The organism is Shewanella youngdeokensis (assembly GCF_033180165.1).
GTDB classification, from domain to species: Bacteria; Pseudomonadota; Gammaproteobacteria; order Enterobacterales; family Shewanellaceae; genus Shewanella; species Shewanella youngdeokensis.
The window spans coordinates 2,206,098-2,220,942 of the sequence record NZ_CP136522.1; the positions used below are offsets into that span (position 1 = coordinate 2,206,098).

General features: G+C 39.8%; 12 protein-coding genes. 5 read left to right on the forward strand and 7 right to left on the reverse strand.

Features of this window, described 5'->3' with window-relative positions:
* Nucleotides 1-28: 28 nt before the first annotated feature.
* The gene (locus RGE70_RS09440) at nt 29-922 is read right to left on the reverse strand and encodes a hypothetical protein (RefSeq protein ID WP_310471210.1); all 894 of its coding nucleotides are present in this window, start codon (nt 920-922) and stop codon (nt 29-31) included.
* 1,687 nt (nt 923-2,609) lie between these two features.
* Here RGE70_RS09440 and RGE70_RS09445 point away from each other — a divergent pair.
* Entirely contained in the window at nt 2,610-4,286 is a 1,677-nt protein-coding gene (locus RGE70_RS09445) for an AMP-binding protein (RefSeq protein WP_310471211.1), read from the forward strand.
* A gap of 347 nt (nt 4,287-4,633) precedes the next feature.
* On the forward strand, nt 4,634-4,903 hold the full coding sequence (locus RGE70_RS09450) for a hypothetical protein (protein WP_310471212.1): 270 nt from the start codon (nt 4,634-4,636) through the stop codon (nt 4,901-4,903).
* A gap of 202 nt (nt 4,904-5,105) precedes the next feature.
* On the opposite strand, the gene RGE70_RS09455 is transcribed toward RGE70_RS09450, so the two are convergent.
* The 4 genes from RGE70_RS09455 to RGE70_RS09470 form a co-directional block, all read right to left on the reverse strand.
* Nucleotides 5,106-6,086 (reverse strand): hypothetical protein, encoded by a 981-nt coding sequence (locus tag RGE70_RS09455; RefSeq protein WP_310471213.1) that lies wholly within the window; start codon nt 6,084-6,086, stop codon nt 5,106-5,108.
* A 120-nt stretch (nt 6,087-6,206) separates the two neighbouring features.
* Nucleotides 6,207-7,097 (reverse strand): LysR family transcriptional regulator, encoded by an 891-nt coding sequence (locus RGE70_RS09460; protein ID WP_310471214.1) that lies wholly within the window; start codon nt 7,095-7,097, stop codon nt 6,207-6,209.
* Nucleotides 7,098-7,109: 12 nt separating this feature from the next.
* Nucleotides 7,110-8,459 carry an MATE family efflux transporter gene (locus RGE70_RS09465; protein ID WP_310471215.1) on the reverse strand — a complete coding sequence of 450 codons (1,350 nt, stop codon included), beginning with the start codon at nt 8,457-8,459 and terminating at the stop codon, nt 7,110-7,112.
* Between the two features lie 75 nt (nt 8,460-8,534).
* On the reverse strand, nt 8,535-9,521 hold the full coding sequence (locus RGE70_RS09470) for a zinc-dependent alcohol dehydrogenase family protein (protein ID WP_310471216.1): 987 nt from the start codon (nt 9,519-9,521) through the stop codon (nt 8,535-8,537).
* A gap of 166 nt (nt 9,522-9,687) precedes the next feature.
* On the opposite strand from RGE70_RS09470, the gene RGE70_RS09475 reads away from it, so the two are divergent.
* From RGE70_RS09475 to RGE70_RS09485, 3 genes are all read left to right on the forward strand, one after another.
* A complete protein-coding gene (locus RGE70_RS09475; RefSeq protein WP_310471217.1) occupies nt 9,688-10,500 on the forward strand; it encodes an SDR family NAD(P)-dependent oxidoreductase in 813 nt (270 codons plus the stop codon).
* A gap of 173 nt (nt 10,501-10,673) precedes the next feature.
* Nucleotides 10,674-11,549, forward strand: coding sequence for a radical SAM protein (locus RGE70_RS09480; RefSeq protein WP_310471218.1), 876 nt, complete (start codon nt 10,674-10,676; stop codon nt 11,547-11,549).
* A 427-nt stretch (nt 11,550-11,976) separates the two neighbouring features.
* Complete coding sequence (locus RGE70_RS09485) at nt 11,977-12,894, forward strand: alpha/beta fold hydrolase (RefSeq protein WP_310471219.1); 918 nt, start codon at nt 11,977-11,979, stop codon at nt 12,892-12,894.
* A gap of 127 nt (nt 12,895-13,021) precedes the next feature.
* Here the strand turns inward: RGE70_RS09485 and RGE70_RS09490 are convergent, their stop codons facing one another.
* Complete coding sequence (locus RGE70_RS09490; protein ID WP_310471220.1) at nt 13,022-13,546, reverse strand: prepilin-type N-terminal cleavage/methylation domain-containing protein; 525 nt, start codon at nt 13,544-13,546, stop codon at nt 13,022-13,024.
* A gap of 288 nt (nt 13,547-13,834) precedes the next feature.
* Complete coding sequence (locus tag RGE70_RS09495) at nt 13,835-14,782, reverse strand: LysR family transcriptional regulator (RefSeq protein ID WP_310471221.1); 948 nt, start codon at nt 14,780-14,782, stop codon at nt 13,835-13,837.
* Nucleotides 14,783-14,845 lie beyond the last annotated feature (63 nt).

Here is a 14,845-nt window from a genome sequence, read left to right on the forward strand (position 1 = left end):
ATACCGCTGTGGTATTCGGTAGAGGTGATTAGGCTGTTGCTAATTTTTTATCTTGAGCAATTTGTAAGTCAGCTTTTAATGGTGGTGGAGATTTCTCACCAAAAGGTGGCTCACCATTTTTTCTTTGTTTGCTGAAGTACCAAATGGCGAAAGGTATGTGCAGTGCAAGGTTTATGACACCCCAGTAATACAACACGTTGTCGTTAGCCCAGCTGCTTGAATCCATTAGAGGTGTAAATATGTCGCTGTTTGCACGGATTAAAATGTGGAATGCCAATGTGTAAACCCGAGAGATTATGTAAAGTTCTGGCCGGCCTTTAATAAGAGGGTATAGCTCTGCTGCCATTAAAATACAGAATGAACTTGCGAAATACGCTGGGTTTTCACCGAATACAAAGAGTAAATTCCAAGTGGTGTAAAGGAAGTTCCATGACGCGGTTGAATAGAACAGTAAATCATTGGGTTTATCTTTACCGATAAGCCAATAGACACGTTTACCATTTTTGTAACGTGGAAAGGGAATAGTAAGGCAAAGAATGATGCCGCAAATGCCATTAAAGTAGTTACCAGTGACAAGATCTTTTAATGTTGCTTCTGCAATATTTAAAAACAACACTGCATAGAGGACTTTTAAAACCCAGTCGCCACGGAAAAATTGTAGTACCTTGTGCGGATTTTCATGATATAGCCATGCAATACGTGCCCCCCCAACAACTAACGCCGTTGGGATTAATACACTCACGGTTTTAGCCCAACGGAACCATCCGTCAAGTTGATCGGCCCATAGTGGTGCTGTTAATAACGAAAGTAGCCAAAAAGCGGCGGTTAGTCTTGGCGTACGGCGCATGCCTTCAACCAAAACAAGTAGTAAAACTATATAACCTGTCATTGTTACGAAATATTGCCAGACTGGAATGTCCATAATGCCTCCGAGAGCATGTAATTTAGCAATCTACAGTTTCAACTTGCGAAACTATTTATAAGAAAGATGTATGTTTGGTGTTCGAATAATCTTAAATTTACAAACTATTTTTAATTTCGTTTAAAGTTAAAAACCACTTTAGAGTAATTACTCTAAACATGTTTTCACTCTAAACATGAAGTGATTTTAAACCTTGATCTAAATCAATGAATTATCCGGCCAAGTTAAACTGCGAGGTATTTAGATTATTAATGTGAGCAAGTTAACAGCTTGTTTAAACACTAAATAAGTAGGTAATAACACAGTTTTTAACGTGCTAAATTTGTTTTTGCTTTTCAAAAAAACACAATGCTAACAGCAGCTTGCTGGCCTGGTCTGCACTATGGGTAAGTTATTATTAAAAATGCAGTGTAAGGCGGTTGGAAAGTGGCTTAAATTAAATATCAACGTAAGTTCACATATAAAAGACTATATTTTAATCTGAGTGAAAAGCACGCCGACCTTGGTTTTTGTTATCTAATTAAAGAGATTTAAGCAGTCTATGTCTATAATAATAAATATTCACATAGAACTATCAAAGTATTGGCTACAGGTCTGTAATTTAAAAAGTAACAGTTGGCAAAATCAATTTTTTATAAAAACCTTTTTAGTTTGTGTGCATTATTTATTTAAGTAGGTTGCGCTAATTCACGTTTGTATTATTTTTTAAGTCCTCCTATAGCAATAATTAACATGGTGCGGTTATAGTCGTATCGTTTAAACCCTGTACCATTTATAAAAATATTGACGTATATATATTCAAAAATACCAAAGTTGATCCCGTGTGTTTACTGGTACTTTTTGATTCACTTACACTTGTTACAGTCATACAAACAATTAAGCTCAAGCTCGTTTCATCTGTCCATCACCTAAATCATCAGGTTGTTGATTAATGTGACTGTTTTGCACATGGCCTACCTTAGTCCTCCATAAACCATATCAAACCCATCCATCAGTGAATGCGCAAAACCCCAAAGTATCATCTGCGCAAACAGACTACTTGGCACATTTAAACAGGTACTCGTATTCTAACCCGTGTAAACCTGTCAATTGAGATGATCTATTCTCAGTCGAAAATGCCTTGTGAGGCGAGAAACATAAATTTTGGAGCAAAAATTTTCATGGCTAAGAACTAATAAAAATGGCTACTTGAAGCAAAAACGTACTTTTAGTTGACGTGATGAACAATTATTTTAATAGCAATATTTTGCTATTAAATATACTTTTATAGGCTTAAATTTTATCAGTCTTTGCCATAATCAAATTGGATTAAATATTAGGGCTTTTTGTATACAGCTGACGATTTTTAGTATGCAAAACAGTACTCACGCCATAACTGAGACACTGAATGAAACAACTGCGGTTAACTGCCGTCGCAAAAATACCTTAAAGACCTGATTTATTTGTATATAGTTACTCAAAAATTGCATGTGCCATAGCTAGAAGCTCATAGAGTTTCAGGGTCAGAACGCATTTTTATTGTCAAAGAAAGAATAAAGTAAAAATTGATAAAACAGTGGCGAGTCACACTCCGAGAAATTAGCCGCTTTGCAGATGCAAACAACAGTAGTTAATACGTTGAATTCAATTTATTATTTTACACAAATGACATAAGTAAATTTAAAACAGTAAAGTGTAAACAATATTAATGATGGCTAAAATGATAAATAACAAACCGTGGTTAGAGCAATACCCTGAGGATGTTCCCTCAACAATCGATGCAAGTATGTATAACAATATCAATGATTTGTTTAAAGAGTCTTTTAGTTCACAAGCTAAAAAAGCTGCCTATGTAAATATGGGGCATAGTTTAACCTATCAAGATCTTGAGAGTAAAAGTAACGCCTTTGCTGCTTATCTGCAATCTGAGCTAAAAATGAAAAAAGGCGAGCGAATCGCCTTAATGATGCCAAACTTATTACAATATCCGATCACGATTTTAGGGGCATTAAAAGCAGGGCTAGTTATTGTTAATGTTAATCCGCTTTATACTCCTCGAGAGTTAAAACATCAATTACGCGACTCAGGTTCCAGTGCTATTGTTGCCGTAACTAATTTTGGTAATAACCTACAACAAATATTGGGCGAAACTAATATTAAGCATGTTATTTTGACCAAAATAGGGGATGAATTAGCCATTCATAAGCGTACTTTGGTCAATTTTGTTATCAAACACGTAAAAAAAATTGTTCCTAAATATCATATACCTGACGCTATTTCTTTGCGAAGAGCACTAACCGAAGGTAAAAAACTGCCCTTTATCGATCCAAAAATAACGGTAGATGATTTAGCTTACCTCCAATATACCGGTGGCACTACAGGCCAAGCTAAAGGGGCGATGTTAACTCATAGTAATATTATTTCTAACGTACTACAGGTTTATGCTCACTTTAGTCCAAGAACGCTACATGATAAGGAATGTGCAGTAACACCTTTGCCGCTTTATCATATATTTGCTAATTCAGTAAGCATGATGTTTATGCTGTTTATCGGTGGTACAAACTTGCTCATTACCAATCCAAGAGATATGGATGGTTTTGTAGCTGATTTAAGTAAATATCCGTTCACTATGGTGTTTGGTTTAAACACGCTATTTAATGGCTTAAATAACCACCCAGGTTTTCAAGCATTGGATTTTAGTCAGGCTCGCTTCAGTATTGCCGGTGGTATGCCAACACAAAAACATGTTGCTGACCGTTGGCAAGAGCTCACAGGAATGCCTATTATCGAAGGTTATGGTTTAACTGAGTGTTCTCCGGTCGTTGCGGGTGGTACTCATCAACAGCAATCGTTTGTTTCAGCTATTGGTGTTCCTTTACCGAGCACAGAAATGCGTATTGTTAATGATGATAATGAACCTTTAGCCGCCAATCAAATTGGAGAAATTCAAATTAAGGGCCCACAAGTAATGAAGGGCTATTGGCAACAAGAAGCAGAAACAAGTGCAGTAATGCATGCTGGAGGTTGGTTAAGCTCTGGTGATATTGGCAGAATGGATGATAACGGCATTTTTTATATTGAAGACCGTAAAAAAGATATGATCCTGGTTTCAGGCTTCAATGTATTTCCAACTGAAATTGAAGAAGTTGCTACACTTCACCCCAATATCCTTGAAGCAGCAGCCATTGGTATTCCTGATGATGTTACCGGTGAAAAAGTAAAATTATTTATTGTTCGCAAAGGCAATGTTAGCGTTGAGGACATAAAGAAACATTGTCGAAAATATCTTACCGGTTATAAAAACCCACGAATATTTGAATTTAGAGACGAATTGCCAAAATCAAATGTGGGCAAGATCTTACGTAGAGAATTACGAGATTCTTAATCAGTAATCGTTCATCAAACTAATCGATATTTAAATTATATGAGGCTTAGCACTTAGCTGTACTAGTTTGTCTAAGCCTCATTAAACCAGCTGTTAGGCTCGTTGCTCCTACAGTTTGGAATTACTATTCAATCAAAAACTTAAATGTAAACCTTACAGGTATGAACCTAAAGCAAGTTACTGTTAAAGTTTGAGCGCGAAAACGCTGCGACTTGCTGCGTCCACATGTTTAAATCCACTGTCATAACTACAATAACTAACTAAACTCAGTTTTTTTGGGGGTTTACTCTATTGCTAGCACTATGTTTACGACATAATGGCGCCATATAACTTACAGAGTACTGATAATGGATCAACAGCAAGATAGCTACATGACTGAAGACACACTGATTGAAACAGTCGAAAACCAAATCGTTGACGGTAAGCCAAAAAAAGTGAAAGAAACCTTGATGCGTTTAGTCATGACTGGTACACCGCGAGAAGAAGCAATAGAGTGGATGGCATGCGCACTGGCTATCGAGGTAGTAGATGTTGTCAACAATAATGCCTCTTTTAATGACACTCGTTATGCTGAGCATTTAGACGCACTACCGAATTTAGACTGGATGCAAGATTAGTTGACCACTTCAATAAGCGAATACAACTAACTACCCACATTGCCTGCAATCGCACATTTTAAGCCTCCAACTAAAATAGGCTAAATCATTGTTAGTTGGAGCTTGTATGCAAATCTAAAGGCTCAAGTCATACACTTTAGCCAACCCACTAAATACAGCGTTTTAGTACAAGTCGACCCAAAAGGCGCAAGATTATAATGCCTTATTTAACTTGGTACCTCAGTATAACTTCATTGTCTAATACCACATTTGTTGACCAAATAAAGCTGGCGCCTGCACCGCTGAATTTATCAATAAAGTTCATATAAGATTTTTTGTTGTTCACCCCAATTTCATCTTCTGAATATAATGATGCTTGTGGCCAAGAGGTTGAGTCAAATTGCTCGTTCATCCAATTGTTTGGCGTTTGCCAGTGGGCTGCAAAAGCATTTTCACCGTGGTCAGTTCCTTCTACAGTACAACTGGCAGATAAACGCTGGCCGCCAGCTTCGCTTAAGCAATTTAAGTCATAAATTGGGGCTGTATAAAATGTTTGTGCTTGCCAACCACTGCCTGTGACAGTGCCATCACTAAAGCTGGCAATAAAACCACCATCACCAGGGTGGTAGGCCTTGCCGCGATTATTTTCTGTTCCTAAACCTAAGTTTTCTTCCCAATCAATCACTTTAACAGCAATGGTATAAGGCTTGTTCACTTTAAATTTAACAATGCTCGCGTTGAAAGGTGTAAAGGGGACGCTGTCTACTGCGACAAAAATGCCGTTAATGTATAACTCAAAGTAGTTGTCAGCAAAAATGTAGCCGGTGATCTCATCTCCGTCAGAATCAACTGTTACCACAGGCACCGCGGTGACATCCACATCAGCAAGGCTTGTAGGAGTTATGTTTGCACATTCTTCATATAAATCGCTTGCCTTAGCTGCTGTAGTAAATAGGTTTTTAGCAGGGACCGTCCATACATTACCAGCGGAATCGACTACCTCGCCTATTCCTGCAACTCTGCTGCGCCCACTTTTACATTCAAAAAGATTAGAAACTACCGATTTTGCAAGACCTTGGGTGATACTTGCAGTGCCTTGGTAGTTGCTTATATTGTTTGAAGCGGGCTCTATTTCTGGCGTGCAGCCCATTGCCAAAAATAGCGCACTCAAAATGGAAATATACTGCTTATTGCTAGTGAGCATAGCTTACGATTCCTATAGAAGAGAAGGGGGAACCGTTTAATCGTAGCACATATCAAATAGGCCACAGCGATGCAGATATGCCCACAGGTATTGGGTAAAGTGATAGGTTGTGTCGCAGGGTTAATCCCAATAAGGTGGGGTGCCATATCGTTGGGCAAAGTAATCAATAAAGGCACGCACTTTGGGTGCTAACTGTCTTGAGCTTGGGTAAACAGCCCAAATTGCTGAGTGGTCAATAAGAGGATACTCTTCTAACACTTGTACAAGCGAGCCATCTCGTAGCTGCTGGTAGGCAATCCAAGTCGCACACATAGCGATCCCCATACCATCAACAGCGGCGTCTCTAACAGCTTCGCCATGATCAACTTTGATTTTACCTTTCACTTTAATGTGCTCAACCCCCTCTGGGGTATCAAATACCCAAGACTCTAGTCCCGTTTGGTTGATACACAAATGGGCTTTTAGATCTGCCGGAAATTTAGGTTTGCCATGTAAAGCGATGTAACCTGGTGAAGCCACCATAATGCGTTTATCTGTTGCAAGCTTTCTAGCAATTAAAGTGGAGTCTTTTAAATCAGCATTACGGATAGCAACATCAAAGCCTCCTTCAACTAAATCCACCATAGAATCGGTCAACCTAATATCAACCGCTAAGTCAGGGTATTGCGTCAAAAAGCCTTTCAAAGCGGGCATTAGGTGCATACGACCAAAGGAGGCTGACGCGGTGATCCTCAATGTCCCTTTAGGACAAGCTTTGCCACTCCCTATGGTTGCTTGTGCTGCATCAATACTGCTTAAAATCTCCTCAGCATAGGGCAGAAATGCTTCTCCTTCTTGTGTGAGCGAGACTTTACGAGTGGTTCGATGGATTAGCCGTGCCCCCATGTTTTCTTCAAGCTTATTGATGTGCATACTTGCAACCGGAGCAGACAAACCTAACTCTTTACCAGCCTGACTAATGTTGTGAGTAAAAGCGATGCGTACAAATAAGCGCAGGTGCTCGATGTTCATTAATTAAAATCCTTAAGCTTTTATATATTTAGTCGTTGAGCTCGGCGTAATCATTAACCTTTTCAGGGTTAACCAAGCATAAGCACCAGCTAAGGCATTAGCAATGAATGCCGAATAAACCACATTATTAATAACCCCGGTTGAAGCGCCAACCCAAATGGCAGGTACATAGAGTATAAATAACCGAACAATAGACACTTTTAAAGCTTGTTTAGGCTCGCCAACAGCGTTCAGTACAGATACCACTAACATACATAACCCCAGCGGTGCGTAACTAAATGGCATAACCCACATCGCAATACTAAACCAGTTTTTGATCACCAGATCATTGCTCAAAAGCGGAACAAGCCATGTTGCGCTCAACACCATAACCAACGCTATAAAAAGGTGAAAAAGCATTAGCAATTTACTGGTCAACATAATTAACTGGTTAATTTTGCTATAGCGCAGCTCACCTAAGTACCGACCAACCATAGGCGGAACCGACATGGTGAGCGCTAAGGTAAATACCAGTAAAAAGCTTTCTAAGCGGACAAGCAGACTCCAAAAAGCAATGGATTCGGTGCTAATGCGAGCAATAAGCAGTATACAAATAAAAGCACTGACTGAAGGCAACAGTTGATTAGCAACCGTAGCGCCACTGATACGTACCAACTGAACAATAATGGACCTAGCTGTAAAACAAGTCGCCATCGTATTCAGCCAATATTTGCGCTTTGCACTAATAAACATATATATAGCGCAACAACCATAACCAATAGTGGATGCTATAGCAGCGCCAATAATGCCCATATCCAATAAAAATATCAGCACAGGATCAAGGATCAGGTTAATGAGACTGGCAAGTAAAAACATCCGCCCAGTCGTTTTAGTATCGCCATTGGCACGGAACACGCACGTTAGTAAATACAGGGCAGCCACCGCAACGGTACTTAACAACCAAAATGGCCAATACAATTTAAAAGTCTGTGCCAATGTATGCAAATGCTGCGCGCTGACATCTGATGATACAAAAGCACTAAAAATTTCGGCTTCTAGCAACCATAAAATAATACAAATCAAGGATATAAATACAGTACCCCAAACAACACTTATCGTAGCTGTTGCTCGAGCTTTTTCAGTATTTTGTGAGCCACATGCATAAGACATAATTGAGGTTGCCGCTACACCTATACCTACTTGCACGCCTGTAACCGCCGCCTGAAAAGGTAACGTAATACCATGAACCGCTAATTGTTCAAGTCCGAGCATACCGATGAAAACAGAATCCACCAATTGCACTAACATGATGGCAAACAAACCAACAGTGAGGGGAAGTGTGCGTTCAATGATGAGTTTTAACGTAGTGGAAAACAATGACATAGTCACCTCAACACGGTTGCAATAGGTAGCAAAAAGGCCCACATAAAGTAGGCCATATAACTAATACTGTAGTAATTAAATATTAACCACTACTTTACCAATTGCTTTTCCGCTTGCTAAGCGATCATGTGCTTTACCCGCTTGCTCAAGAGAATAAACTTCAACATCAAGTACAGGTTTAAGTTCACCAGCTTCAACAACTTTAGCTAAAGCTTTTAAGATTTTACCGTGTTCTGCGCGGCCGACGTTGTGGATCATGGGTAACAGCATGAATACCACATGCAAAGACAGTCCTTTCATATGCATCATCGTTATGTCTTGTTCATGCATGGCTAAGGTTGTGGCAATTTGTCCATTTAGTTTTACCGCCTCAATTGAATTATCTAAGTTTGCGCCACCTACTGAGTCGAAAATTACGTCAAACCCAGTACCCAATGTGTATTTTTCAACATAAGCTGCTACTGACTCAGATTTAAAATCAATTGCAGTTGCGCCAAGCTTGCTGATTAAGTCAGTTTGCATGCCTGCAGCGCCAGTAGCATATACATCGGCACCAAAGTGTTGCGCAAGTTGCAACGCAACATGGCCAACGCCACCAGCACCACCATGGACTAATACTTTTTGGCCCGCTGATATTCCAGCACGCATTAAACCTTCATAGGCTGTAATACCCACTAGCGGTAAAGCTGCGGCTTCACGCATAGAAATATTGGCCGGTTTATGTGCTATAAGAGCTGGATCTGCAAGCATATACTCAGCTAATGAACCTTGAAGATCTGCAAGTCCGCCGGCACAACCATAAACTTCATCGCCAACACTATATTCAGTTACACCATCACCTATAGCGTCAATCGTACCCGCAAAATCCATTCCTAACACAGCAGGTAATTGTGGATGAAATGGCAAAGATTCACCCATGTCACGCAGCATCATGTCTATAGTGTTAACACTCGATGCGGCAATTTTTATAACAACGTGTCCTGGTTTAACTTTTGGCTTAGCAAGTTCAGCTATTTTAAAGTTTTCAGTACCACCAAATTTATTAATTACGGTTGCTTTCATGGCTCATTACCTCTGTTATTTTCAATATTGCACATTTTAAACATTGGTTTAAATTTGATAATAAGCACTAACACTGAATCAGTATTAAGATTTTATTAATAATAGATTGAGCCATTATTTAGTATCCTTAAACAACAAATAGACATGGGACAACCGGAGACAAGTAATGAAAACAATCTTAGTGACAGGCGCTACCGATGGCATAGGCTTTGAGACAGCAAAAAAATTGGTTACTGACGGGCACCATGTTTTGATCCATGGCCGCAATCCACAAAAACTTGATAAAGTGAAAGCCGCGCTTAAGGCACTATCGCCAGATGCCATTGTAGAAGGCTATATTGCTGATTTATCGAGTTTAGCCGATGTAGAAGCATTAGCTGCTACTGTGAAACAACGACATCAACACCTAGATGTACTGATCAATAACGCTGGCGTATATAAGGTGCCTACAGTAACCACTACAGACAAACTAGATGTTAGGTTTGTAGTCAATACCATTGCCCCATACCTACTAACAAAGCGATTACTTTCATTGTTCGATAACTCAGGCCGAATAGTCAATTTATCTTCTAGAGCACAAGCGGCAGTCAACCTAGATGCGTTGGTTAGCTCAAATGCCAACGCTAGCGATGACCAAATATACGCACAAACCAAACTAGCAATTACCATGTGGTCGGCACACCTTGCTAACCAGCTAAAAGACAAGGGGCCACTAGTTGTAGCGGTTAATCCTGCGTCGTTCCTTGGTAGTAAGTTAGTCAAAGAAGCATACGGCGTAGAAGGAAACGATTTAAGCATAGGTGCAGATATTCTTCATCAAGCGGCACTGTCAGACAAGTTTGCCGAAGCAACAGGGCAATACTTTGATAATGATTCAGGGCACTTTACCGCGCCACACCCTGATGCAATGAACAAAAGCAAAAACCAAAAGCTAGTCGCAGTTATAGAGTCATTGTTAGAGAAAAAGCAGGTAAGCTAATTATTTATTGGTAACAAACATTTAAATAAAACGAGCTAGGGTTGCCCTAGCTTTTTTTTGAGTTGATTATAAACAAAACCTTAAGACTGAATTCAATATCAGAGGCATTATAAACAAAACGTTAAACATCTAAGCTGTCGGCATTGAAATTAAGCAAAGCTGAGGAGCTTATCATGCATTATGAAGGTAAAATTTATCGCCCTTGGATGGAAGCCGATAGCATATTAATCCAAACCACATTCGGCTGTAGCAACAACCAATGTACATTCTGTACCATGTTCGATGACAAGCGATTCAAAGTACGCGAATTAAACGACATCTTTAAGGATATAGCACAAGCCCGCATCATCTACCCAAAGGTCGAGTCTATTTTCTTAATTGATGGCAACGTAATGGCTATGCGCACCGAAAAGTTGTTGGCGATCCTAGATAAAATCAAAGTGACTTTTCCAGAATTGAAACACCTGGCATTATATTCCGGCTTTAACGATTTTCGTCGTAAAAGTATTTCAGAGCTAAAAGAACTACGTAGCGCAGGATTAACCACTGCATACTCTGGCTTAGAATCCGGTGACCCTATTGTTTTAGAGCGTATCAAAAAGGGCATGACTCGTGAACATGCCATACAAGGTATGGAAATGGCGCGTGAAGCAAATATTCAGGTTCTTGCCTCGTTTATATTTGGATTGGGTGGTCGTGAGCGGTCAATAGAGCACGCACAAAACACGACTAGTTTGCTCAATATTATGCAACCGGATGCGATTGCGCCTATGGCGCTAGCTATTCAACCAGGTAGTGCATTAGAACGCGAAGTACAACTAGGTAAATTTACGCTACCAACGCCTTTACAGATCTTAGAAGAGGAAAAATATCTACTCGAAAACATGCACGATTTCCCTTGCTACTACTGGGGCGATCACGGCAACAATATTGCTTCAATGCGTGGTGTATGGCCTGAAATACGTAAACCCTTTTTAGAGACGATTAATCAGCACATCGAGCATAATCCAATGGCGAAGAAAAACGTTATTGAAACCTTTGCTTGGTAATAAAAAAACACACATTAGCCGCCTTTAAACGCAGCATTAGGGCGGTTATTTGTGAGGTTATAGATATAAAAATGGAATAAAAAGCAGGTCAAACTATAAATAGACATAGATATAGATATAGACGCCCATCAACAATGTCGTCGTCAACCCGACGTTCACACGCCATTACAATATTACTGAGGCCAAAGTCGCTCAGTTTAGCTAAATACATTTTTCTATAACGCTTTAAACAGAGTAACTACATAACTTGCAGCAGTTAACCGGCGTTAACTTTTACATTATTAACGAAAGCTCTTTTCATAGCCACGTAATTAGGGTTATTATTTAGCCGATTAGAGTAATAACTCTAATCGGCAGTTTTATTTATTAGCATTTAAACGCCAGAAGGGTGTTTAAAAACTGTACTTCAATATAAAAATGGATATGTATGAAAAAAATATTAATTTGGACCTTTGTGGTCATATTAGTTGTACTGTCTCCCATTTTGTATCTCGCAGGCACTTTTGTGTTTACTGGGCCAATGCCAGATGACGAATTTCAAAAGAACCTACCTTTAATAGTAAAAAACCTTGAAGTTAACATTGATGGCGAAGGAGAAGAGGCCATCGTCATGGTCCACGGTTACCCAGACAGCTTAGAGCTTTGGGACAAACAAGTTGAATATTTCAAAAATGATTATACGATTGCCCGCTTTACTTTGCCGGGATTCGAGTTAAAAGACAGCGGACAAAGACCACATTACAATATTGCGCAGATCCGCATGATAATGGACGCGTTTATTAAAAGTTTAGGTAAAGATAAAGTGACCGTGTTAGCGCACGATTGGGGCGCAACTTATGCTTCTCATTATCTTGCAAAAAATGACTTGGTCGATAGGCTTATCTTGTTAGACATTGGCAGTTATGGCAACGAAAAATCGCCCACTATCAATTTAAAATACACCTTTGCTCTTGCCGTTGCGTGGGTTTTGCCTGAATTTCTTGGTGAAAAATTAACACTTTATACCGCTGAAAATATTTTAAAATTAGAAGAAGATGTCGATCCAAATAAAAAAGCCGCCGATTTACGTCCTGATCCGCGTATGACATACCCATATTGGCATTTATGGAATGATATTTTAGCTGACGATCTACCACAACGTGTCGCAGTAGAAGATTTTGGCACCCCTTTGCTGTTCATCTATGGCAAAGATAAAAATATTTGGTTCCATGGTGAACAATGGCTAAAGCAGGTTATGGCATTGAATAAAGGCCAAGTTGAAACGGTTCCAGGTGGTCACTGGTTTATCGAGTCATCTGCAGAGTTAGTTAGCAATAAAGTCGATAACTGGATAAGTGCCAATTAAAGTAACCATACTGAGCGACTAACACAGTGTGATTACTTTCTTGTCATAATCATATGCCAACGTTTAGATAAGGCTGGTTTTATATCAATTAAGACCAGCCTATATTAATTAAAAATATATGACCGAACTAACACTCATTGGTTAGCACGCGAACCGAAGGGCCATCATCTTGAGTGTTCTGATAACGCACCTGACATCCATACTCAGTACGGTTACCTGAAGTGGGGGCATCACTAAAAAATATATATATTTGGTTAAGACCAGATGCTTTATCTATGAAGAAAAGGGCTGCATCAGGATCTGACTGAATGACGTTTTTCCCGACCGAATCGATGCTAAACCATACTTGCACTTGTGTATTAAGTTGCACAAAAGAGTCTTGCCCATTTACAGCAGGATAACCGTTAAGAAGTGGCACTTGTACACCGCTAAGGGTAATTTCGTCTACACCGGTATCTTTTCCTTCAATCACCGCCTTACTGTGCAAAAGCGATAACGCAGACTCCATAGCCCCACCAACACTGAGCATGGTACTTGCTTTGGCATCCTCACTGATGTCAACAAATCGCGGAACAGCAATAACGGCAATAACGCCGAGAATAATTATCACAACGACTAGCTCTATTAGTGTGAATCCTTGATTTCGTCGCATGTTTTGTTTTACTCCTACTCATAACGACTCAGTTACTGGTATAAATAAAAAAATAGAGGAGCACTAATGATCATGATTTAAATGAATTTTGTCCTCTATTATTAATATTATAGCTAGCTATTTTAATCACAGTGCAAAACTGTGTAAATTTGTTCCTACCATTAACCGCTAGGCAAAGATCACCAAAAATAGCAGCCAAAGCTCCCTAGCAAGCAGAATTACCACACGGTAAATACCGCCGCGTTGTATGTGGAGCCTTTGTTTCATTACTTACTCTTGTAGATTCAATTACTCAGGCCACTCATGTTCGTTGAGTACACCATCAAATATTAACTGCTGTCTAAGCGTATTGACCTTGGTTTTCAGTGCATCACGAATAAGGCGAATTGCAGGAGTGATTAACTGTCTGCTAGGCAACACCAGCCACATCTCAGTTACAGGAATGCGATATTCAGGCATAACACGTTGCAGTTTCCCGCTAAGCAGATCACCCGAAACATCAATAGCTGATTTTTTGGCAATACCAACACCATCGACACACCAACGCCGTACAATGTCGCCATCATTAACCGCACGATCACTGTTAACCTTTACCTTAAATTTCTCATCCGCTAAGTACAGCTCCCAGCTATCATGCATGACATCATATAGCTTATAGAGTAGGGCATTATGAGAAGACAGTTCTTCTGGCGTGCACGGGCTGCCGTGCTTGGCAATATATTCAGGAGCGGCACACAAAAAATGGGGAATGTTACAGATCTTAAAGCCATATAGATTGAGCTCTTGCACCGCAGTTTTAGTCATTGCGCGCAACGCCACATCAACTCCATCGCGATAAAAATCTACTCGACTATCACTAACATGCAAACGTAAAGTGAGTGCGGGATACTGCGCCATCACCTCATTAAGCACAGGCCGCATTAAGTTGCGCCCCATCTCTGAAGACATAGCCATTTTAACTTCACCAGTAATTGACTGCTGTTCGTCATTGATCACCATCTGACCTTGCTCTAACAACCCCAACGCCTGCTGACATAGTGGTAGATAACGTTCACCTTCAGGAGACAATCTTAACTGTCGTGTATTACGTACAAAAAGCTGCGCACCAAGTGAAAGCTCAATACGTTTTAATGCCACACTCGCAGCAGACGAACTCATATCCAGCTTTTTAGCTGCAGCGGTTATCGATTGCAACTCTGCCACAGTAAGAAATACCTGCAAATCGGCTATTTTCATACTTTTATCCCGTTTAAGCATGTATAAATACTTTTAGTTTAATATTGATTATCCACGTTTTTG